Raw genomic sequence first — 19,250 nt, 5'->3', positions numbered from 1 at the left:
CAATCGCATCGAGATCATGTTCGGCAGGTTGAAAGATTGGAGACGGGTCGCGACCCGATACGACAGGTGCCCGAAGGTCTTCCTCTCCGCAATCGCGCTAGCGGCAACCGTCATCTATTGGCTATGAGTCCTGACCCTAAGGCGACTAAGGGCTGTCGGGATGCCACTGTCAGGCTGCGATCACCTGTTGATCTGCGATTTCGGCAATGTGATTCCAGAACTGGAAAAGGCATCAGTCGCCTATCTTTTCTGAGGGCGCGCCGTCACTTTGCACCCCAGGTATCTGACAGCCGATACCCTTCTGGCCATGGGTCGGAGGGGTCGAGCATGTGTTGGTGAACGCCGGTGATCCATCCACGGCCCGAGATTTCTGGCCTTATGGCGGGGCATCCGCCGACTGATGTTTCGCCCAGGATTTCCCCCGAGAATGTCGATCCGATCAGCGAACGAGCGGTCAGGCGATCGCCCGTTTTCATCAGGCCCTGCGCGTGAAGGACGGCCATGCGCGCCGAGAGTGCCGTGCCGGTGGGAGAGCGGTCAACCTTGCCGGGCTGAATGGCGACGGCGGCGCTCGTCTTCAGCCCGTCGGCGTCTTTGGTCAAGGGGCCGGCGAACAGGCAAAACGAAATGTGCCGCCAGTCGGGGTTTTCCGGATGGGCAAACCCAAGTTGTGCGTTGGCGGCATCGGTGATTTTGACGCCAAGCTTTGCGATATCATTGGCTTCGTCTTGGGTGAGAGAAAACCCAAGCGCACCGGCATCGACGATCACAAAGCTGTCGCCGCCATAGGCCGTATCCACCGTCACCGCACCAAGCCCTGCGACTTCGACCGTTGCACTCAACTGTGCTGCGAAAGAGGGCAGATTCTGCACAAAGATGCGCTCGGCCTTGCCGTCCTTGCATTGTGCCCGCACGCGGACCAACCCGCCGGGTGCCTCAAGCACCAGATGCGTTTCGGGTTCCTGCATCTCGATCAATCCGCCATCGAGCAAGACGGTTGCCACGCAGATCGAATTGGACCCCGACATCGGAGGTGTGTCCTCCGGCTCCATGATGATCCAGGCCGCCTGCGCCTCGGGATGTTTGGGAGGCACCAGCAGGTTCACATGACGAAACACCCCTCCGCGTGGTTCATTGAGAACAAAATTCCGCAATGTCTGATCTTTGGCGATCCAGCGGCTCTGTTCCCAGATCGTTTCACCAGGAGGCGGCAGGACACCGCCGACGATGACATCACCGACTTCGCCCTCGGCGTGGGCCGAAATCACATGGATTGTTTTTGTCGAGCGCATGGCAGGCAACCTTAAATGCTCGGCATTCATAGCACACGGGCGTCCGTTCACCACGTCGATCTGCGAGAGTCTGGCCGAAACAGGTGGTGGTTCACTCTCCTCACGCGGTGGCCGAAATCAGTGTGCGTTTCTGCCCCCGCAGTCCAAGCAGGCACAGCGCACCCATAACCAACTCGATTGCAAGAGCGATCAGGATACTTTCACTCGGCCACCCGTCGAGCATGATGCCAACCAAGCGTCCAAAGGCAAAAGCAAAGAACATCAGCGTTCCGAGCGTTGCAGAAAAGCGTGCCAGCCCAGGGCGGAAAGCGCCGGCAAAGATGACCGCGCCCAGGGCAGCAAGGTTGGCCCCAGGCGCGCGCAGCTCGCTGAGGAGGGCCGGGTTGGTGCCGAGGCTGATGCCGTAGCTCGCATAGAAATTATAGGGTGCGAAGGTGATCGCAAGACCGATGCCGAGGGCGGTAAGACCTGCGACACCGAGGGTGAGTTTCTGGAAAAGGGACACGAGCGTCTCCTTGCAGTTAAGGGAGGGATCAGGCCGCGTCGGCCCAGGCACCAGAACGGGCGGCCTCGGTGGCAAAGGTCGCAAAGTCGCGAGGTGGACGGCCAAGGGCCCGCTCGACACCATCCGCGAGTTTGGCGTTGCGGCCATCCAGAGTCTCGCGGGCGATCTCGGTGAGCACATCAGCGATCATCTCGCCCTGTGATGGCAGAAGCGCCGCGTGAAAATCCTCGAATGAAATCGGCACATGGGCGACCTGCCGTCCGATCGCGGCAGACAGCGCCTCGGCCATCTGGGCAAATGTCATGAGGTGCGGCCCGGTGACTTCGTAGGTTTCGCCGTCATGTTTTGGATCGGTCAGGGCTGCCATTGCCACGTCGGCGATGTCGTCCACATCCACGATGGGTTCTTCAACGTCACCGCCGGGCATCGGCAAGACGCCTGCCATCACCGGCGCATGCAAGGCTCCTTCGGAAAAGTTCTGTGCGAACCATGCAGCGCGAACAATGGTGAATGGCACGCCAGAGTTGCGGACGACGTCTTCGGCGCGTTGCGCGTGGTATTCGCCGCGCCCTGTCAGCAGGACAAGCTTGCCGACGCCCGCCACGCGCGCCTGATCGGCAAAGGCGGCGACGGTTTCGACCGCGCCCGGCACTGCGATATCCGGATAGTACGAGATATAGACAGCCGACACGCCATCAAGAACTGCGCCCCAGGTGTCAGGCACGTTCCAGTCAAAGGGGATCGGGGCATTGCGAGAGCCACGGCGTACAGGCAGCCCTCTTGCCTCAAGGCGGTTGGCGATACGGGCACCGGTTTTGCCGGTTGCGCCGAGGACGAGAATGGGTTGGTTGGTCATTAGTGGTCTCCTTGGGTCTGATCGGTTGTTCCGTCGATGACCTGTTGTTGCCTAGGTGTGCAGGACGAACCATTCCCATGCGTCCGAGTTTCTTGCTTAATCGTCCGAGCAAGCTGGACGGATGGCTCCTCTCACGTCACAGTTGCCCCATGACAGAGCCACATGTCCCGAATCCATCGCTCCTCGCGCAGCCCGTCGGTGATCCGCTGGGGGAAATTCTGCACCTGCTCAAGCTGACCGGTACATTCTACTGTCAGTCGCGGCTCAGCGCGCCGTGGGGCATCACCATCCCCGGCTTTCCCGAGGTGATGAGTTTTGCCGTGGTTATCGGTGGGCATGCGTGGCTGAGGGTTGGTGAGGACGCGCCTTTTGAGATCCGCAAAGGCGACCTCGTACTGATGACCAACAGCGCGCCGATCAACCTTTTCAGCGACCCCGGCGCCCAACTGATGACACTCGAAGACCTGCCGATCCGCAAGGTCACAGAACTCTACGAGACGGTGGAATTTGGCGGCGGCGGCGCGGCATGCAGCATCATGTATGGCCTTGCCCGGCTCGACCATGCGTCAAGCCCGATGCTGATGGCGCTGCTACCGGATGTGCTCAAGATCGACCCGTGGGAGGAGGATGCCGGAAGTTGGCTGCAAGGCACTCTACAGTTCATCGCAAGGGAGGCGCGCGAGTTGCGCCCTGGTGGCGAGACCGTCATTACGCGGTTGGCGGATGTGGTGGTGATCGAGGCGATCCGGCGCTGGTTGATCGGGTCGCCTGATGCTGACCGGGGTTGGCTGAAGGCCGCGCGCGATCCACAGATCGGGCGGGTCATCGTGGCCATACATCGCGATCCGGCGGCAGACTGGTCGGTCGAGGCGCTGGCACAGGTAGCGGGGATGTCCCGCTCGGCCTTTGCGGCTAGGTTCACCAGCCTCGTCGGCACCCCCGCGATGCAATACCTCGCAGAATGGCGGATGAATCTTGCGCGGCGGAGATTGCGGGAAACCGCGCTGCCTATCGCCACCATCGCCGCGGACCTTGGCTATCAGTCAGAGCCCGCCTTTAACCGCGCCTTCAAACGGGTTTTTGGCACGACACCGGGACAAGCGCGACGGACCGCAACGCTGCGGGAGAGCACCCCTTTGCCGTGACAGAGGATCAATTCCGGCAGCTCTCGAAACACTTCGCGTGACGTGACCATATCTAGCCACCGTGTTTCATATGTGCGTGGTCTCCACCTACAATCGGGACACAGCACACTCCCGGCCGAGCCGTTGGTGAACTTGCGTTCAGGTTGCCCGAAAGCGCGCTGGTGTCATGCCGGTCCAGCGCTTGAACGCCCGTACGAAAGACGATGGCTCGGAGAACCCGACAAGATAGGCCGTCTGGTTGACCGAGATCTTTCGCGCCCCGATGTAATCCGCCGCCATCCGGTGACGAAGAGCGTCAAGGATTTCTGCAAAGCTGACATCTTCGTCCCTGAGGCGTCGGTACATGGTCTGTCGGCTCATGCCCAATCCGGACGCGATGCTCTCTGCGGTGATGTCGCTGCGATGTAGCCGGGGCAGCAGAAGGCTCTCGACCCGTGCGCGCAGTGTTTTCTCTGCTTCCAGCGCCGCCATCAGCGCATCTTCCTTGTCGGCGAACACGCCAAACACATAGGCGTTGGTGTCCTCGAACTCTTGCGTCAACCACTCTGGATTGGTTTTCAGACCGTTCTTCGCAGCGCCAAAGCGGAGCGGCAAATCATAAATCTCCTGACAGAGTGCTGCGTGGGGCGGTTCAGGGTGCGTCACATCCATTGCCAGAGCGAATTTTCGATCCGGAAAATGACGCCGGAATTCGCCGACAAACCAGCAGAAGCTGGTTTCGGTCAGCTCGGGGAAGTCGTTTGGATTGGGTCGATTGTCGATGATCCAGACTTCGCCGTTGCCGTAGAGGTTCAATTGCGCAAAGGCATCCCGAACCTAAGCGCAAGAATGCACAATCAATCCAAAGATGGAAATCGTCTCGAACCGAGTTTGGGTGGCAAATCGCAACGGCAACGCCGGGTCAGCGGCTTGCACCTTGGCCCCACGGACAAGGCGTTTGTAGGCGGCAACGGGAATCCTTGCGTCCTGATCCACCAACCGGTCCCCGGTGACACCGGCATCTGCCAAGAGGCGATCGCGATCGGCATTACAGGACGCTGCAAAATCGACAAATCCTTGGGCCAGTCCAGCCGCGACGCTCGCTCTCTTCATCACACGTCCATCTTGTTCTTTGGCTCGGAAATACCGCCTGTGAAACCGCAAGCCAACAGGTTGATACGTCAGGTCATGGTTTGGTCTTGCGGGTGTCTCTGTCTGCTACGGACATCGAAAACGCACAGGACGGCAAGTCATGAAGCCGGCTAAACTACAATTGAAACACTCCATTGTTGCCGTCACCGGCATGCTCGGAGGGGCCGCAATTGGCGGTGCCGCAGGGGCGTCCGAAGCATCGCGCAAACGCGAAGAGATCGTTGTGGAATGCACGAAGCAGCGCGGGCATTGTGTGGTCGGTTGACCCATCTGAGCAGTGGCAGGCAGAAAAGGAGCGAGCCATGAAGACCGTCTTAATTGCAGGCGCCACCGGCTACCTTGGTCAGCATCTGGTTGCGACATATCTCAACCGGGGCTGGAAGGTTCTGGCGCTTGTGCGCGACCGCCAACGCGCACATGACATGGGGCTGGCCGCAGACAAGTTTATTGTGGCACCGGCAACGGACCCCGAGACGTTGCGCGGCAAGATGGCCGGTGTCGATCTTGTCATCAGCGCCGTCGGGATCACGCGGCAACGCGATGGACTTGATTACCGGGATGTCGACTATCAGGCTAACGTCAACCTCCTGCGCGAGGCCGTTGCTGCGGGTGTGTCTCGGTTCTGCTATATTCATCTGCTGAACGCCGAAGCGATGTTGCATGTTCCGTTGGTGGCCGCGAAGCAGGCCTTTGTAGAGACCTTGCGCGCGACATCGGTACAATCGACCGTGATCTGCCAAAGCGGTTATTTCTCTGACATGGAGGATTTCCTGTCTATGGCGCGGTCCGGGCGTGTCTGGCTGTTTGGTGATGGTGATCTGAAAATCAACCCGATCCATGGCGCCGATCTGGCCGATGCAACGGCAGAAGCTGTCGACGCCGGAATGGAAACGCGAGCCGTCGGTGGGCCCGATGTGCTCTGCCAGAAGGACCTCGCCCGGCTGGCTTTCCTTGCACTTGGGCGGCCTGCGTCCATTACTTGTCTGCCGGATTGGACCCGGCGGCCGGCGTTGCGGCTGCTCCCTTGGGTGACACCACGCTATATCCACGGACCGGCGCAGTTCTTCCTGACGGCAATGGGGCTGGACATGGTCGGCATACCCTATGGAAGCCACCATCTCGCCGATCACTTCCGGTCCATCGAAGGAACCACGGGTATCGGGAGGACCAGTTCATGATACCAGTGAAAACAGCGGGCTTCGCGGCAATCGGGGCCGCAGTGACCTATCTCGTGGGGTTTGTCGTGCTCTTGATGGTTCTTATCCCCGCCGGATACAATTTCGCGCCCGGCGCGGAAGTCGAAGCAATTGCCTTGCTAAGGCACCATGCTGGCATGATGACCGCTTGGAACAGCGTGGTCTACATTGCCAACGCGGTGCTTGTGGGCGTGCTTGTCATTGCGCTGTATGAAAAGTACGCGCCCTTGTCACTGCGATTGATGCGGGTCGCTTCGGCCTTCGGGCTTGCCACGCTGATCTGGTTTCTTGTTCTCAACTTGTTCCTGTTGCGCAGTGAGATCGATTGGGCCGCCCCCGACCTTGCGCAATCTTAACTCCGTACATTCACCAATAAGCTTAAACGCTCGGCCAACGGCGCTGTCGCGCAGTTGGGCTGGTGTGCCCGAATTATAGGAAAACCATGATGAACACTCTAAACCATCACAACCCGAAGGCACCCAGCAAAACGGTCGCAAACAGTTGACCAGCGACGGCTGCGCACCGGCTGCTCTGGTGGCGATCACCGATGAAAACTGATGGCCCGCCGGAGCCTGTTTGATGATCTGATGATCGTCTGAAAACCGAGCGGCGGCGGGCGTCGTGATGCCCGACGACTGCAAAAACCGCACAGAAATCTCCGCCACCTAAAGGCAGCCAGTGACAACGCCATCAAATTTCAGGTTTGAACGCGCCTTTTCAAGATCGCCAACTGTTCAGCCAGCGTCGAAATCGACCGCGCCCTTCGGTGATGTGCTCGCCCGCAGCATCCATGCTGTCACCGATATCTTCGAGCACGGGGTCAATCCGGGCCTGACGGAACCTGCGCCAACGCACCCAGATCGCCCAGAAGATCGCGGCGAGAAGAGTCAGGAAGACAATATTGAACCAGTTTATGACCCGATGATCCGGGCCTTCGACGGTTTTGATCGAAATTGCATTGGGAAAGGTCGACAAAAATTCGTTGCGCCATCCGTAATGCAGGATCGACACCCATTCCGGGTTGTCTTTGGTCGAAATTGCATCGTTGGCCTCGGTATAGAGGTTGGCGGTGTCGAACTTGAAATAGAAGGGCCAGCCCCAACCGGTGTCTTCGTTGCGATAGACGATGGGTTTGCCGTTTTCGCGCACGCCCTGGATGAACTGAACATCGCGGCCTGCCAGATTGGCGGCCTGATCGTCGGGGCTGGACCAGAAAATACGGGTCCAGTCGGTGAGATCCTGACGTTCCTCATAGGTGTTGACGATGCGCACAATGTCGTACTGGGGCAGCGCATAGTGCAGCACCCCGCCCAGGAGCAGCCAGAAGGTCAGTATGAACGCCCATTTGATATAGGCCATCTGTCAGGTCCTCACTTGAAATTCACAACATATATCAACACCGAAATGGCGATCCAGGGCACGATGTAAACCCCCAAGATCAGCTTTCGTCGGAGAGAGTTGTCATAGCGCGTCAATCCGCGCTGCACAAAGGTTTCCTGATCAACAGGCAGCGCCTTTTCCGCCCAACGCACCTTGAGTTTGCGCCGACGAAGGCTGCGCGAATAGAGCGACAGCCCGACATAGGCGATTGTCTGTAACACGAGCAGGATCAGTACAAGGCGCAGAAGTCCCAGCATATCAGACCCGCCCTACCGCGCCCCAAGGGCCAACCCTGCGGATCATATCGGCGGCCGGGGTCTCGGGGGTGTCACCGGTCATGTCGGGCTCATGGCCAAACAGCGCCGCGCGCGCGCCCGCCTTGTCGACCTGGTATTCGCGGCTGAGAAAGTAGGCAACATAGTCTTTCTTGGCATCAGACCACGTCATGTACCGGCGATAGAACACGGGCTTGTTGCAAATGAACAACTGGCGGATATCGAGCAGCGTCAGTTCTGCCAGCAACCGGTTCACCAGATCACGGTTGGGCGTATCCGCAGCGCGCAGGGTATAGAAATAGGCCGGATGATCTGAGGTGATGCGCGGCCAGGACCCGCCGTTCTCGGCCCAGTTCAACAAACCAGACAGCCCGTCATACTCTAGTGGAAGGCGGCTATGATGTTGTCTTGCCAACCGGCGCAGGTCGGCACGCGTCAGGCCGGTCAAATCCATACCGCCATCACTTGCCGTGTCGATCACGATGAAATCCATCTTTTGCTGCAAGATCGCGGCGGCATCCAGCCCAGGTGCCTTGATGATCGGCTCGACCAGATCGTTATAGTCCAGAAACTTGGCGATGCGATTGCGGTCGCTGAAATCGAAGACGTATTTGATCGGCAAGTCATCCAACCCGGACTTTTCCCCGGACGAGATCAGCGCGGGGTGCTCGACATCCTGAAACACGTAAAGACCGCCAAAATGGCTGGTCCAGAAGTTTCTTTGCTCAAACTCGGTTTCGGTGAGTTTGACGGGATTGCGGGTGATATCGCCGGACTTTCCCGCAAGGCTGATCATCCTCGCGATCAGAACATCGTCAAACCAAGCGTCTTCTTCGGTGCGGAACCTGTCAACAAGGCCGGTCAGTTCGGTTGCATGCCGCAAGGTGCCGCTGGTGGTGTCGGCCTCGATCCTGATGGTGCGAATGTCGAACAGGGCCTGCGGGTCGCCCATGTGCATGACCGAATTCACCAGTTCCCCGGCGACAGCGTCCACAGCCGTCAGTGCAAACAGCTGCGCCTCGTTTGCATCGATAAAGCGGCGCAGAATGTCGTGGTTTGTGGAAAACGTCGCGTTCAGCAGTGGTGCGCGTTTCTGGTCGGTTGTAAGCAGGATGAACTGACGGTTGACCCCGCTATGGTTAAGATAGAGATGATCGCCCAGTTCATCGCCAATTTCAGGCGAATAGCCCGAGATATCAATGTGGAAATCGGTCAGTTCGGTGTGCTTGCCGGTCAGATGTTCCAACGCCCGGTCATAGCGCTCTACCAGTGCTGGCGATGCCACGTGAACCAAGTTGCCGAACATCAATCCTCGTTCAATCAACCGCTTCATTTCGCGAGCCTCACGCGGCGCAGGCGGTTGAAAAGCGACAGGTACATTGGCAACCACAGCATTGCCGCCAGTCCGGTGATCGGCAGCGTTCGCATCAACCGGGGTATGGTTGCGTCAAGGCCCGAAACGGGGTCCGGGTCCAGAATGAACAACAGCGATGCCGCCAACGCGAAACATGCGGCCAGTCCCAACAGCCCGGTGGAGAATGGCCCCAACATTGCCAACATCGACGGCTGTGCTACGATCTCGGCAGCAAGGATGGCGCTGATGATGGACACCAGTGTGATGGCTGCAAAGAAAAAGAAAACAGTCACGCTACAGCCTCCGAAACCTTGGGCGCGCCGCACCGCTCCTGACGGATTTTCTTTTGTGAACAGTGCGCAGCGCCGACTTTAACAGGTGTAACCGGATTTCCCATAGCAAATAGATTGGCGCGTGCAGGGATCGAAACAAGACCCTTTCGCGGAATTGCATCGTCAGTTGAACTGTTGCACGGCCCGGAGGGGTTGGATTCAGGTGAATTTGCTTTCATGTGTGGGCTGACCCCGCAGACCACCGGACAAGGACCATTGTGATGACACATACCGACGCTGCCGACCTGACCGCCCGCCTGATCCAATGTCCGTCGGTGACACCAGAAGAAGGTGGAGCGCTGGTCTTGCTTGCTGAGGAACTGTCCGCAGCCGGGTTTCAATGTACACGTGCGGACCGGGGCGGGATCAGCAACCTGTTTGCGCGATGGGGCGACAAGGGACATCTCCGCAGCTTTGGGTTCAACGGCCATACGGACGTTGTGCCACTGGGCGATGAATCCGCATGGACGATGCCGCCTTTCGGGGCCGAAGTGAAGGGTGGTGTGATGTACGGGCGGGGGGCGACCGACATGAAATCGGGCGTGGCCGCCTTTGTTGCTGCGGCCATTGACCTCGTACAAGACACTCCGCCTGACGGGGCAATCCTCCTCGCCATTACCGGCGATGAAGAGGCCGATGCCGTCGATGGCACCACGGCATTGCTCGACCACATGGATCAATCCGGCGAGGCGATGAGCGTGTGTCTTGTGGGTGAACCGACCTGTCCTGAAAAAATGGGCGAAATGATCAAGATCGGTCGACGCGGTTCGATGAGCGCCTGGGTCTCGGTAACCGGTGTGCAGGGACATTCGGCCTATCCACATCGTGCGAAAAACCCGTTGCCCGCGATGGCGCGGTTGATGGATCGGCTGGCCAGTCACGAACTGGACAAGGGGACCGCGCATTTTGATGCTTCGACGCTCGCCGTGGTCACGATCGACACCGGCAACCCGGCGACCAATGTGATCCCTGCCGAGTGCCGCGCCACGGTCAATATCCGGTTCAACGACAGCCATAGCGGTGCGTCGCTGAGCGACTGGCTGCGATCCGAAGCCGCGTTGGTCGCAGCCGAGTTCGGCGTGGAAATCGACATGAAGATCAAGATTTCCGGCGAGAGCTTTGTGACCCCGCCGGGGGCGCTGTCAGAATTGGTGTCCAAGGCGGTCGAGGCGGAAACCGGTGTTGTGCCAGTGCTGTCCACCAGCGGTGGTACCTCGGACGCGCGGTTTGTCAAGAATCATTGCCCGGTGGTGGAGTTTGGCCTTGTCGGGCAAACCATGCATCAAGTCGATGAACGTGTGGAGGTTGCGCAGATTCATCAACTCAAACGCATCTACTCCCAGATTTTGCGCGACTATTTCGCCTGATCCGAGATGCGCAAAACCGTCATCGTGATGCTGAAAGAACCGCGCCCCGGCCGGGTCAAGACCCGGTTAGGGCGCGAGATCGGCATGGGGCCGGCAGCCCAGTGGTTCCGGCTGCAGGCGCTGGCGTTGCTCCGCCGCATTCGCGACCCGCGCTGGGATATCGTGCTCGCCGTCGCGCCGGATCGTGCGGGGTTGCAAAGCAGGGTTTGGCCAAATGATCTGCCGCGGATACCGCAAGGTCGTGGTGATCTTGGGGTCCGTATGGCGGTTGCGCTGCGCCGGTCGGCGCCTGGACCGGCCTGTGTGATCGGGGCCGACATACCGAGACTTGGCGCGTCACAGATTGCAGCGGCGTTTTCTGCGCTCGGGAATCATGACGCGGTGTTTGGCCCTGCGCCAGATGGCGGCTATTGGCTGGTCGGACTGAAGCACCCCGCGCAGGCCCCGAAAGGGTTGTTCCGGGGTGTGCGCTGGTCCAGCAGACACGCCTTGACGGATAGTCTGGCGACACTTGGCACCCTGTCTGTTGCGCAAATTCAGAGCTTGCAGGATGTGGATACGGCCGATGATCTGCACCGGGTTGGCGCGCAGCACCTTTTACCGATGACGGCACCGAAATGCCGTGTTAGGCCGAACACATGACGCGCATTCCTGACAAGGCCGAGATCCTCGACTGGATTTCTGCCAACCCGACCCAGAGCACCAAACGAGATATTGCCAAGGCTTTTGGCATCAAAGGCGCGGACCGGATCGATCTGAAACGCATTCTCAAGGAACTGGAAGCCGAAGGGCATTTGGAACGGCGCAAGCGGTCCTATAGCGATCCCGACCGGTTGCCACCGGTCAGCGTGTTGCAAATCAAAGCCCCCGATGCGGCCGGCGATCTGTTTGCGCGCCCGTTGGAGTGGCATGGCGAAGGTATCGAACCGGTTGTTCTGGTGGTACCACGGGCCAGCGATCCCGCACTTGGCGAAGGCGATCGCATTCTGGCGCGGCTGACGGTGGTGACAGAAAGTGATCATAACTACGAGGCACGGCTGATCCGCCGGATCGGTACCAATCCGAAACGTATTCTGGGCGTATTTCGCAAAGGCGCCGAAGGTGGCCGGATCGTTCCGATCGAAAAGGCGCAAAGCACGGAATGGACGGTTCCCGAAGCCAACCGGTTTGGCGCCAAGGACGGTGAACTGGTCGAGGCGGAACAGGCCGGACCGAAATCGCGCATGGGCCTGCCACGCGCGCGCATCGTGGCCCGGCTGGGCGATCCCTCATCCCCCCGTGCCGTGTCGCTGATCGCGATTCATCAGCACGGGATTCCGGATGATTTCCCCGATGCGGTGATCGCCGAAGCCGATGAAAAGAAACCACTGGGGCTGTCCGGGCGCAAAGATTTGCGGGACATGCCGCTGATCACCATCGACCCTGCTGATGCACGCGATCATGATGACGCCTGTTATGCACATGCCGATGATGACCCCAAGAACCCCGACGGCCATGTGGTCTGGGTCGCGATTGCCGATGTCGCTGCCTATGTGCGACCCGGTTCTGCGCTGGACAACGAGGCGCGCAAGCGCGGAAACTCGAGCTATTTCCCCGACCGGGTGGTGCCGATGTTGCCGGATCGTCTGTCCGGTGATCTGTGTTCCTTGCACGAAGGCGTGCCACGGGCCTGTCTCGCCGTCAGGATGCAACTGGACAAGGATGGCAAAAAGATCGGCCATACCTTTGTGCGTGGCCTGATGCGGTCGGCGGCGTCGCTGCATTACGCCGAGGTTCAGGAGGCCGTGGATGGTGCGCCCAACGACCGGACCGGTCCGCTGCTGGAGCCTGTCCTTGAACCACTTTATGCGGCCTACCGCGCGCTTGTAAGGGCGCGTGAAGATCGGCAACCGCTGGACCTTGATCTGCCAGAACGCAAGATTGAGCTGGCCGAAGATGGCACCGTGACGTCGGTCAACTTCCGTGAACGTCTGGATGCGCACCGGTTGATCGAGGAATTCATGGTGTTGGCCAATGTGGCGGCGGCGGAAACGCTGATCGCGAAACGCTCGCCTCTGCTGTTTCGAGTACACGAAGAGCCCGCACCGGAAAAGCTTGATGCCTTGCGCGAAGTGGCACAGGCGGCCGGGTATAATCTGGCCAAAGGGCAGGTCTTGCAGACCCGGCATCTGAACCAGTTGTTGCGCGCCGCCGAAGGCAGCGACAATGACGAATTGATCAACATTTCGACCCTGCGCTCGATGACCCAGGCCTATTACTCGCCAGAGAATTTCGGCCATTTCGGTCTTGCCCTGCAGCACTACGCACATTTCACGTCGCCGATCCGTCGTTATGCGGACCTGATCGTGCACCGGGCGCTGATTTCGGCACATGGCTGGGGCAAGGATGGGCTGTCGCCAGAAGAGATCGAACGGCTGGATCAGACAGCAACGCATATTTCCGATACCGAACGGCGGTCGATGATGGCCGAGCGCGATACAACCGACCGCTACCTGGCGGCGTTCCTGTCAGAGCGGGTCGGGAACGAGTTTGGCGGTCGGATCAGTGGAATCGCCAAGTTTGGCGCTTTTGTAAAATTGGATGAAACCGGTGCTGACGGGCTGATTCCTGTGCGGACATTGGGGCGCGAGTATTTCCATTTTGACCGCGAGGCGGGGACATTAATGGGGTCCGATACCGGCTTTACCATCGGTATCGGCCAACGGGTCACCGTGCGCCTAGCGCAGGCGACGCCGGTCACCGGTGGTCTGGAACTTGAATTGCTGACAGTCGAGGACAAAGCGCTGCCCAAGGGGCAAAGCCCTGCCGGTCGCAGCCCACGCCGCAAGGCCGTGCGCGGCAAGCGCAAGTCGGACAAGACCAAACGCAAGGTTGCCCGCAAGCGGCGTTAGAGGTGATAGGTCAGGGCCCTGCTGATTAGCCAGCCGTGGCGCATAGGATCAATCTCTGAAGGGTTGTCAAACAGCACGGCCCGTTTCCCGGCAGTGCGGTCCTGCCCGGGAAAGGCGGCTTTATAATCGGACATCAGTGTTGTCTGGCAATGCACAAAAAGGGCAAAGGGGGCCGATTTGTGGGCGGCAATGCGAATGGTCGTGCCGGATTTCGTCACAGGTGTCAGGTAGGCAGGCTGGCCCCAACGCAGGGCCTCTTCGATCTCGCCAACCCGGTTGTCAGACGCGGCCGTGTCAAGGATCAGATCACGCAGCGCCATCAGGCCGGGCCGCGCAGCATCATTAAACGCATCAAAAACACGTTCAACCTGAGCATTTGCAAAGGGGCGGGTCATGGCAGCGGCACCTTGTCTTCCAGTCTGTCGATATAGTCGGACAGTTGCGCATCCTCTGCAACCCGCCGTGATAGCGGGGTTTGCACGGGTGTCGAACGGATCGCAGCAAGCATTGGTCCAACGCTGAGGTCTGCCGACGTTGGTCTGTTGCCCATCAGAAATGGGCCTTGCCAGAGGCAGGTCTGGATCGCCTTCAGGTCTTGTTCGACCCGCATCATTCGTTCCTTGGCTGAAAACCGGGCGATGCCATGTGTCCCGAGACCGCGCATCAGCTTGCGGCGGAGGCCGTTGGCGACGGGCCGGCGCAAGAGTGCTGGAACCTTGGCGAAATAGATCTCGCGTATGGTCGGCCAGACCGCGTCATTGCCCCATCGATCTAACACCAGATTGAAGTAAAGATGTTCTTCGGCCATGCGGATCAGCGCGTGCGACTGAGCGCGTTGCATATCGGAGAGATCCGGATCAAACACCGCGCCTTGGCTTTCCAGATACTGGCGGATGTTGTGACTGTCGGGGATTAGCCGTTCCTCGGTATTCAGGACCGGCAACTTGGCCAATGGCATCTTGCGCGGGTCATCAAGGTCGCGTCGGGTCCAGTCCAGGCCGGACAGCTTTAGCAGCGCCGCTGCCTTGACGCAAAATGGGCTGAGGCTGAACTGATCAAACCCCCGCGGATAAGTGTAGAGCATAAGCATGTGATGTTCCTTTGAGAGCGTGTTGCCCATACCGTACTGAACACTAATGACAGTTTCTGGCATCAGGAGTATGTTAGACAACGCCATGTCCCGAACCGCCCGACTCTTTCAGTTGATGCAATGCCTGCGCAGTGGTGCGCCGCCGCATACGGCGCAGGCATTGGCGCAAGACCTCGATGTATCGCCACGCACGGTGCATCGTGACATCGATACGCTGCGCGGATTGGGGGCGGTGATCGACGGTGCCGCCGGATTCGGCTTTACCCTGATCGAAGACGCAACCCTGCCGCCGCTTGGATTTGAGAATGACGAGCTTGAGGCGCTGGTGCTGGGTTTGCGCGAAGTTGAGCAGATTGGTGATCCGGATCTGGCCGTGGCCGCGCGATCTGCGCTGAACAAGTTGCAGGCGCGGTTGCCTTCGCGGCAATCGCACCGGCTTGCCCATGCAGTCCTCACGGCGCGCCGCTTTACCCGCCCGGAAACACCGACGATTTCCGTCGCAAGGCTGCGGCAAGCCACATGGGATGAGATGGCGATTGATTTTGCCTATTCGGATGCGCAGGGCGCCCAAACCCAACGGCGGGTCGATCCACTAGGCATGTCCTATCTGGATCGATCGACGGTGTTGGTGGCGTGGTGCCACCTTCGGCAGGATTTCCGGGTGTTCCGGCTGGATCGGATGAGCGAACTTGTGGTGACGGATCAAAGCTTTCGTCCCAGACGGGTGCCCTTGTTACGTGCCGCGATGGCGCAGTTTCAGGCGCAAAACAAGAGCCGCTAGGCGGCCATTTCCCGCGGACACATGGATTGCCGTCTGTTCAGATGCGCGGATTCGGGGTACTATCTTGCGAGAGCAGAGCAAAAAAATCGGGATAACAACGATGTGCAACTGGAGGATAGCCGGGGGTCTTGCCTTGGCCATGGCAGGTAGTGTTCAAGCCGAAACGCAGGGCGATTCCGTTCGCCCGGAGGGTCGACCACAGGTCGAGGAAATACGGCTGGCAACTGCAAGCCTGACCTATTCGTTGCGCCCGACGGCGCGGCCCAAGACAATCAGCGTAAAGGAAAGCCCGGTGCAGAATGACGCTTCACACCAGGATTTTCAGACCTGGCTGGGCGGGTTTCGCACGCGGGCCATCACTCAGGGGATTTCACCCGGCGTTCTAAACGCGGCCTTTGACGGTGTGAGACCTGACGCGGATATCATACGCCGCGACCGTAACCAGTCGGAGTTTTCCAAGACAATATGGGAATATCTCGACAGCGCTGTATCAGATACGCGACTGCGCAACGGTAAATCCGCCCTGAGCCAGCATCGCGCAACGTTGGTGGCGATTGAGGAGCAATATGGGGTCGAGAAAGAAGTTGTCGTGGCCGTCTGGGGGCTTGAAAGCGCCTATGGCAGCTATCGGGGCAGTACCGATATCATCAGCGCGTTGGCGACGTTGGCGCATGACGGCCGCCGCAGTGCCTTTTTCGAAGAGCAGTTGATTGCGGCGCTGAAGATCCTGCAATCCGGTGCCACCAGCCCCCGCAACATGACCGGCAGCTGGGCGGGTGCGATGGGGCACACGCAATTCATGCCGACCTCTTATCTGGATTATGCGGTGGATTTTACCGGTGACGGCAAGCGCGACATCTGGTCGGATGATCCAACTGACGCGCTGGCCTCGACCGCCGCCTACCTCGCCCATTTCGGGTGGACCAAAGGGCAGCCATGGGGTGTAGAGGTCACGGTGCCAGAGGGGTTCGATTTCCGTCTGGCGGATCGCAAGATCAAGAAATCGGCCTCGGAATGGGCGGGCCTCGGCGTGACGGGCGTCAATGGTGCGGTTTCAGATCACGGACCGGCGGCGGTGCTGCTGCCTGCGGGCGGCCAAGGGGCTGCGTTTCTGATTTTTGACAACTTTGCGGTAATCGAGCGCTATAACACTGCGGATGCTTATGTGATTGGCGTTGGTCATCTGTCGGACCGTATCGCGGGGGCGCCGGCGATCAAGGCAAACTGGCCGCGCAGCGACCGCGCGCTGACTCTGAGTGAGCGTAAGGAAATGCAACAGCGGCTGACGGCCAAGGGCTTTGATACGCAAGGGATAGATGGACGGATCGGCCCGCTGACCATTGATGCCGTTCGCGCCTATCAGGTGGCTTCAGGGCTTACCGCAGATGGCTATGCGTCGATGAACCTGTTGAATGGGCTACGTTAGGGCGCTTTAGCGGGCGTAGGACAACAAGTCGCGCGCCCGTGCGCGGCCCAGTTCGATCCTACAGGATTGAATAGCTATGCCTGTGCCAGAGCCGCCGCCAAATGTTGCTCCGACGAATTCGCAATGGGTGTCGCGGTAAGCGGTCCACGCCGCTTGGGCCGCTTCGAGCGCAGGCACCGCCGCGCTGCGACCGGTTGCTTCGTCAAGTTCCCGCGCCGAGCCCAAGGCGAATCCGAGTGTGGTTTGAACAACACCGTCGACTGTCTTTTCCACCTGTGCGAGGCAGCTGCCGATCTCGACCTGACTTGGCCCACCACATTCCATGTCAGGACTGGCGATGGACAGGGACGGGAGCGCTGCAATCAAGAGGGCGACCGACGCCCGGAATTCAGATTTCATACGAGTGACTCCTCTGACAGGTTTAGGGCTACATGGCGAACAAAAAGTCAGACAGGTGGTCCGTATTCATTGGCGTCGGGCTGCGAAGGTCGTGTCAGCCAATAGACTAACAGGATCAGCAGGATGAACTGCACCACACCAGCAATCATCAACCCGCTCAGCCCGAGTATTGCTGCCGGTCCGCGCAGCGCATCGGGATCTGCGCCCGCAGTTTCCATCGCCCCAAATGCGAAAATGCCAAGAAAGAGGAACACATACATACCAATTGAAACGGCCAGGGGGAGCAAGAGATATCCGCCCGGTCGTCCTGTATCATGCATTCTGCGCCATGCCGCGGCCAGATAGGGCAGAAACATCGCGAGTTGGAAGATTGGTGCCAGAATTCCGACCTGTTCAGGCGCGTTGGGATCGGTCCCAAACAGCGCAGCATCGATCATGCTAAGCACAACCGCACCGCCAAAGAAAAAGGCCGCGAACCACCAGAATTCAGATCGGCCCGCGCGGCCCGAGAACGTCACATACTTGGAAAGACATGCCCTGACGGATTCTGTGAAGGTCATGATCTTTCTCCCTTGGGTTGATTGCAGCCTTTCAACCACGCTAGCCCAAGCGGTTCACAAATAAAGCCAGCTTGCGTGCGGTCGCAGTCTTAGCCCGGGCTCATCCCGCGCAGGCGTTCAGAGCGGCGGCGGAGCAGTTCAACTACAGTCAGCAGCGCAATGGAGACCACAACGAGGATCGTTGCGACGGCGAGGATTGTCGGACTGATCTGTTCGCGCAAACCGGTGAACATTTGCCACGGCAGGGTCTTTTGGCCTGCGGAGCCGACAAATAGCACGACCACGACTTCGTCAAACGAGGTGATGAAGGCGAACAGCGCACCCGAAATCACACCCGGCAGGATCAGCGGCATCTGCACACGGAAAAAGGTGGTGACAGGGTTGGCGCCCATATTGGCGGCAGCGCGCGTCAACGACCGGTCAAAGCCGACCAACGTTGCAGTCACGGTGATGATGACAAACGGGATGCCCAAGGCCGCGTGGGCGAGAACCACGCCGAGATAGGTGCCTTGCAGCCCGATGCGGGAGTAGAAGAAGTACATGCCCGCCGCCGAAATGATCAGCGGAACGATCATTGGCGAGATCAGAATTGCCATGATCGCCCGGCGAAACGGCACGTGCGGCTGGCTGAGGCCGATGGCAGCGAGTGTGCCAAAACTGACTGACAGGAAGGTCGCAACAGGCGCAATTAACAAGGAATTGCGCAGGGCGTTCTGCCAGTCGGAATTGGTCAGGAAGTCCTGATAATGCTTGAGCGAATAGCCAGCGGGGTCAAAGCGTAACATCTCGGGCGTGAAGGTAAAGAAATCCTCGGCATTAAAGCTGAGCGGCATCACCACGAGGATCGGGGTGATCAGGAACACAAAGATCGCACCACAGATCACGCGGAAGGTGAAATGCCAAAGGACTTGCCCAGGCGTCAGATAGGGCGCGATCTTGGCGCGATAGCGACCCTCGAACAGCCAGAAGGTGAACCAGCCAAAGAACCAGCCAAACAGCGCGCCAATCACCGCGCCGGGTATTCCGCCAAAGAGGAACCCCGCGATCAGCATGAGGCCGATCAATCCCCAACGGGATACCTTTTCGTTGCTCATCACCTGCGTCACGAGATAAGCGATCACCGCCATGACGACAGCACCGACAAAAACCCCAAACATCGAACTGCCCTGTGCAGTGCCGACTAGCAGTCCGGCAAAACCACCGGCGATTGCGACGACTGGCAGATAGAACGAAACGGGCGTGCGCGAAATTGGTGTCAATGCAGCCATGA

At 59.3% G+C, this 19,250-nt stretch carries 23 protein-coding genes and 1 pseudogene; 10 read left to right on the top strand and 14 right to left on the bottom strand.

What is annotated here, in order from left to right; all coding sequences use genetic code 11:
• Positions 1-127, top strand: a 127-nt coding sequence (locus ABJO75_RS24470) for a transposase (RefSeq protein WP_333483634.1), incomplete at its 5' end; no start/stop codon positions are given.
• Between the two features lie 136 nt (positions 128-263).
• Here ABJO75_RS24470 and ABJO75_RS24465 read toward each other — a convergent pair.
• The 3 genes from ABJO75_RS24465 to ABJO75_RS24455 form a co-directional block, all read right to left on the bottom strand.
• A complete protein-coding gene (locus ABJO75_RS24465; protein WP_348130722.1) occupies positions 264-1,292 on the bottom strand; it encodes a proline racemase family protein in 1,029 nt (342 codons plus the stop codon).
• A gap of 100 nt (positions 1,293-1,392) precedes the next feature.
• Entirely contained in the window at positions 1,393-1,797 is a 405-nt protein-coding gene (locus tag ABJO75_RS24460; protein ID WP_348130719.1) for a DUF4345 domain-containing protein, read from the bottom strand.
• Between the two features lie 28 nt (positions 1,798-1,825).
• Positions 1,826-2,653: an NmrA family NAD(P)-binding protein gene (locus ABJO75_RS24455; RefSeq protein ID WP_348130716.1), complete on the bottom strand. Its 828-nt coding sequence runs from the start codon at positions 2,651-2,653 to the stop codon at positions 1,826-1,828.
• Between the two features lie 149 nt (positions 2,654-2,802).
• Here ABJO75_RS24455 and ABJO75_RS24450 point away from each other — a divergent pair, with 149 nt between their 5' ends.
• Positions 2,803-3,798, top strand: a complete 996-nt coding sequence (locus ABJO75_RS24450; RefSeq protein WP_348130713.1) for an AraC family transcriptional regulator — start codon at positions 2,803-2,805, stop codon at positions 3,796-3,798.
• 138 nt (positions 3,799-3,936) lie between these two features.
• Here ABJO75_RS24450 and ABJO75_RS24445 read toward each other — a convergent pair whose 3' ends face one another.
• Positions 3,937-4,269, bottom strand: a complete 333-nt coding sequence (locus ABJO75_RS24445; protein WP_348130727.1) for a helix-turn-helix transcriptional regulator — start codon at positions 4,267-4,269, stop codon at positions 3,937-3,939.
• A gap of 72 nt (positions 4,270-4,341) precedes the next feature.
• Positions 4,342-4,890 (bottom strand): annotated as a pseudogene (locus tag ABJO75_RS24440) (AraC family transcriptional regulator ligand-binding domain-containing protein); the annotation flags it as partial.
• Between the two features lie 139 nt (positions 4,891-5,029).
• Here ABJO75_RS24440 and ABJO75_RS24435 point away from each other — a divergent pair.
• From ABJO75_RS24435 to ABJO75_RS24425, 3 genes are read left to right on the top strand one after another with little or no spacing between them, the layout of a single operon-like run.
• Complete coding sequence (locus ABJO75_RS24435) at positions 5,030-5,194, top strand: hypothetical protein (protein WP_348130710.1); 165 nt, start codon at positions 5,030-5,032, stop codon at positions 5,192-5,194.
• 37 nt (positions 5,195-5,231) lie between these two features.
• The gene (locus tag ABJO75_RS24430) at positions 5,232-6,107 is read left to right on the top strand and encodes an SDR family oxidoreductase (RefSeq protein ID WP_348130708.1); all 876 of its coding nucleotides are present in this window, start codon (positions 5,232-5,234) and stop codon (positions 6,105-6,107) included.
• Positions 6,104-6,481 (top strand): hypothetical protein, encoded by a 378-nt coding sequence (locus tag ABJO75_RS24425; protein WP_348130705.1) that lies wholly within the window; start codon positions 6,104-6,106, stop codon positions 6,479-6,481. Before ABJO75_RS24430 ends, ABJO75_RS24425 begins: the two co-directional genes overlap by 4 nt.
• A gap of 361 nt (positions 6,482-6,842) precedes the next feature.
• Here ABJO75_RS24425 and ABJO75_RS24420 read toward each other — a convergent pair whose 3' ends face one another.
• Genes ABJO75_RS24420 through ABJO75_RS24405 form a run of 4 tightly spaced genes read right to left on the bottom strand, consistent with a single transcriptional unit; the run spans position 6,843 to position 9,427 of the window.
• Positions 6,843-7,484: a DUF1523 family protein gene (locus ABJO75_RS24420; protein WP_348130702.1), complete on the bottom strand. Its 642-nt coding sequence runs from the start codon at positions 7,482-7,484 to the stop codon at positions 6,843-6,845.
• An 11-nt stretch (positions 7,485-7,495) separates the two neighbouring features.
• Positions 7,496-7,762 carry a hypothetical protein gene (locus tag ABJO75_RS24415; RefSeq protein WP_348130699.1) on the bottom strand — a complete coding sequence of 89 codons (267 nt, stop codon included), beginning with the start codon at positions 7,760-7,762 and terminating at the stop codon, positions 7,496-7,498.
• A 1-nt stretch (position 7,763) separates the two neighbouring features.
• Positions 7,764-9,113, bottom strand: a complete 1,350-nt coding sequence (locus tag ABJO75_RS24410; RefSeq protein ID WP_348130696.1) for a DUF6638 family protein — start codon at positions 9,111-9,113, stop codon at positions 7,764-7,766.
• Entirely contained in the window at positions 9,110-9,427 is a 318-nt protein-coding gene (locus ABJO75_RS24405; protein ID WP_348130693.1) for a hypothetical protein, read from the bottom strand. Before ABJO75_RS24405 ends, ABJO75_RS24410 begins: the two co-directional genes overlap by 4 nt.
• 260 nt (positions 9,428-9,687) lie before the next feature.
• Here ABJO75_RS24405 and dapE point away from each other — a divergent pair, with 260 nt between their 5' ends.
• The 3 genes from dapE to rnr are packed head-to-tail and all read left to right on the top strand — an operon-like array spanning position 9,688 to position 13,724.
• The gene (dapE, locus tag ABJO75_RS24400) at positions 9,688-10,833 is read left to right on the top strand and encodes a succinyl-diaminopimelate desuccinylase (protein WP_348130690.1); all 1,146 of its coding nucleotides are present in this window, start codon (positions 9,688-9,690) and stop codon (positions 10,831-10,833) included.
• A 6-nt stretch (positions 10,834-10,839) separates the two neighbouring features.
• A complete protein-coding gene (locus ABJO75_RS24395; RefSeq protein WP_348130687.1) occupies positions 10,840-11,475 on the top strand; it encodes a TIGR04282 family arsenosugar biosynthesis glycosyltransferase in 636 nt (211 codons plus the stop codon).
• Positions 11,472-13,724: a ribonuclease R gene (gene rnr, locus ABJO75_RS24390; protein WP_348130685.1), complete on the top strand. Its 2,253-nt coding sequence runs from the start codon at positions 11,472-11,474 to the stop codon at positions 13,722-13,724. The genes ABJO75_RS24395 and rnr overlap by 4 nt, the downstream gene beginning before the upstream one ends.
• Here rnr and ABJO75_RS24385 read toward each other — a convergent pair.
• A complete protein-coding gene (locus ABJO75_RS24385; protein ID WP_348130682.1) occupies positions 13,721-14,119 on the bottom strand; it encodes a DUF1801 domain-containing protein in 399 nt (132 codons plus the stop codon). The genes rnr and ABJO75_RS24385 overlap by 4 nt on opposite strands.
• Positions 14,116-14,814 carry a glutathione S-transferase family protein gene (locus ABJO75_RS24380; protein ID WP_348130680.1) on the bottom strand — a complete coding sequence of 233 codons (699 nt, stop codon included), beginning with the start codon at positions 14,812-14,814 and terminating at the stop codon, positions 14,116-14,118. The genes ABJO75_RS24385 and ABJO75_RS24380 overlap by 4 nt, the downstream gene beginning before the upstream one ends.
• 85 nt (positions 14,815-14,899) lie before the next feature.
• Between ABJO75_RS24380 and ABJO75_RS24375 the strand changes: the two genes are divergently transcribed.
• Both ABJO75_RS24375 and ABJO75_RS24370 read left to right on the top strand, forming a co-directional pair.
• A complete protein-coding gene (locus ABJO75_RS24375) occupies positions 14,900-15,595 on the top strand; it encodes a YafY family protein (protein WP_348130677.1) in 696 nt (231 codons plus the stop codon).
• Between the two features lie 100 nt (positions 15,596-15,695).
• Entirely contained in the window at positions 15,696-17,021 is a 1,326-nt protein-coding gene (locus ABJO75_RS24370) for a lytic murein transglycosylase (RefSeq protein ID WP_348414022.1), read from the top strand.
• A 6-nt stretch (positions 17,022-17,027) separates the two neighbouring features.
• Here the strand turns inward: ABJO75_RS24370 and ABJO75_RS24365 are convergent, their stop codons facing one another.
• The 3 genes from ABJO75_RS24365 to ABJO75_RS24355 all read right to left on the bottom strand — a co-directional run bounded on the left by ABJO75_RS24365 (position 17,028) and on the right by ABJO75_RS24355 (position 19,248).
• Entirely contained in the window at positions 17,028-17,420 is a 393-nt protein-coding gene (locus tag ABJO75_RS24365; RefSeq protein ID WP_348130672.1) for a lysozyme inhibitor LprI family protein, read from the bottom strand.
• 47 nt (positions 17,421-17,467) lie between these two features.
• Positions 17,468-17,980, bottom strand: coding sequence for a DUF805 domain-containing protein (locus ABJO75_RS24360; RefSeq protein ID WP_348130670.1), 513 nt, complete (start codon positions 17,978-17,980; stop codon positions 17,468-17,470).
• 89 nt (positions 17,981-18,069) lie between these two features.
• Positions 18,070-19,248, bottom strand: coding sequence for an ABC transporter permease (locus ABJO75_RS24355; RefSeq protein ID WP_348130667.1), 1,179 nt, complete (start codon positions 19,246-19,248; stop codon positions 18,070-18,072).
• Between the last annotated feature and the right edge of the window lie 2 nt (positions 19,249-19,250).

It is taken from the genome of Sedimentitalea sp., from assembly GCF_039973035.1.
Lineage (GTDB): Bacteria > Pseudomonadota > Alphaproteobacteria > Rhodobacterales > Rhodobacteraceae > Sedimentitalea.
Note: the sequence above shows the minus strand (reverse complement) of the source record. Positions and strands in the feature narration are given on the sequence as shown.

Excerpts from the sequence above, each read along its gene's own strand:
- ABJO75_RS24435 (WP_348130710.1), top strand. The coding sequence starts at position 5,030 with ATGAAGCCGGCTAAACTACAATTGAAACACTCCATTGTTGCCGTCACC.
- ABJO75_RS24385 (WP_348130682.1), bottom strand. The coding sequence starts at position 14,119 with ATGACCCGCCCCTTTGCAAATGCTCAGGTTGAACGTGTTTTTGATGCG.
- rnr (WP_348130685.1), top strand. The coding sequence starts at position 11,472 with ATGACGCGCATTCCTGACAAGGCCGAGATCCTCGACTGGATTTCTGCC.
- ABJO75_RS24445 (WP_348130727.1), bottom strand. The coding sequence starts at position 4,269 with ATGGCGGCGCTGGAAGCAGAGAAAACACTGCGCGCACGGGTCGAGAGC.
- dapE (WP_348130690.1), top strand. The coding sequence starts at position 9,688 with ATGACACATACCGACGCTGCCGACCTGACCGCCCGCCTGATCCAATGT.
- ABJO75_RS24465 (WP_348130722.1), bottom strand. The coding sequence starts at position 1,292 with ATGCGCTCGACAAAAACAATCCATGTGATTTCGGCCCACGCCGAGGGC.
- ABJO75_RS24380 (WP_348130680.1), bottom strand. The coding sequence starts at position 14,814 with ATGCTTATGCTCTACACTTATCCGCGGGGGTTTGATCAGTTCAGCCTC.
- ABJO75_RS24455 (WP_348130716.1), bottom strand. The coding sequence starts at position 2,653 with ATGACCAACCAACCCATTCTCGTCCTCGGCGCAACCGGCAAAACCGGT.
- ABJO75_RS24375 (WP_348130677.1), top strand. The coding sequence starts at position 14,900 with ATGTCCCGAACCGCCCGACTCTTTCAGTTGATGCAATGCCTGCGCAGT.
- ABJO75_RS24410 (WP_348130696.1), bottom strand. The coding sequence starts at position 9,113 with ATGAAGCGGTTGATTGAACGAGGATTGATGTTCGGCAACTTGGTTCAC.
- ABJO75_RS24360 (WP_348130670.1), bottom strand. The coding sequence starts at position 17,980 with ATGACCTTCACAGAATCCGTCAGGGCATGTCTTTCCAAGTATGTGACG.
- ABJO75_RS24450 (WP_348130713.1), top strand. The coding sequence starts at position 2,803 with ATGACAGAGCCACATGTCCCGAATCCATCGCTCCTCGCGCAGCCCGTC.
- ABJO75_RS24430 (WP_348130708.1), top strand. The coding sequence starts at position 5,232 with ATGAAGACCGTCTTAATTGCAGGCGCCACCGGCTACCTTGGTCAGCAT.
- ABJO75_RS24370 (WP_348414022.1), top strand. The coding sequence starts at position 15,696 with ATGTGCAACTGGAGGATAGCCGGGGGTCTTGCCTTGGCCATGGCAGGT.
- ABJO75_RS24425 (WP_348130705.1), top strand. The coding sequence starts at position 6,104 with ATGATACCAGTGAAAACAGCGGGCTTCGCGGCAATCGGGGCCGCAGTG.
- ABJO75_RS24355 (WP_348130667.1), bottom strand. The coding sequence starts at position 19,248 with ATGGCTGCATTGACACCAATTTCGCGCACGCCCGTTTCGTTCTATCTG.
- ABJO75_RS24420 (WP_348130702.1), bottom strand. The coding sequence starts at position 7,484 with ATGGCCTATATCAAATGGGCGTTCATACTGACCTTCTGGCTGCTCCTG.
- ABJO75_RS24395 (WP_348130687.1), top strand. The coding sequence starts at position 10,840 with ATGCGCAAAACCGTCATCGTGATGCTGAAAGAACCGCGCCCCGGCCGG.
- ABJO75_RS24415 (WP_348130699.1), bottom strand. The coding sequence starts at position 7,762 with ATGCTGGGACTTCTGCGCCTTGTACTGATCCTGCTCGTGTTACAGACA.
- ABJO75_RS24365 (WP_348130672.1), bottom strand. The coding sequence starts at position 17,420 with ATGAAATCTGAATTCCGGGCGTCGGTCGCCCTCTTGATTGCAGCGCTC.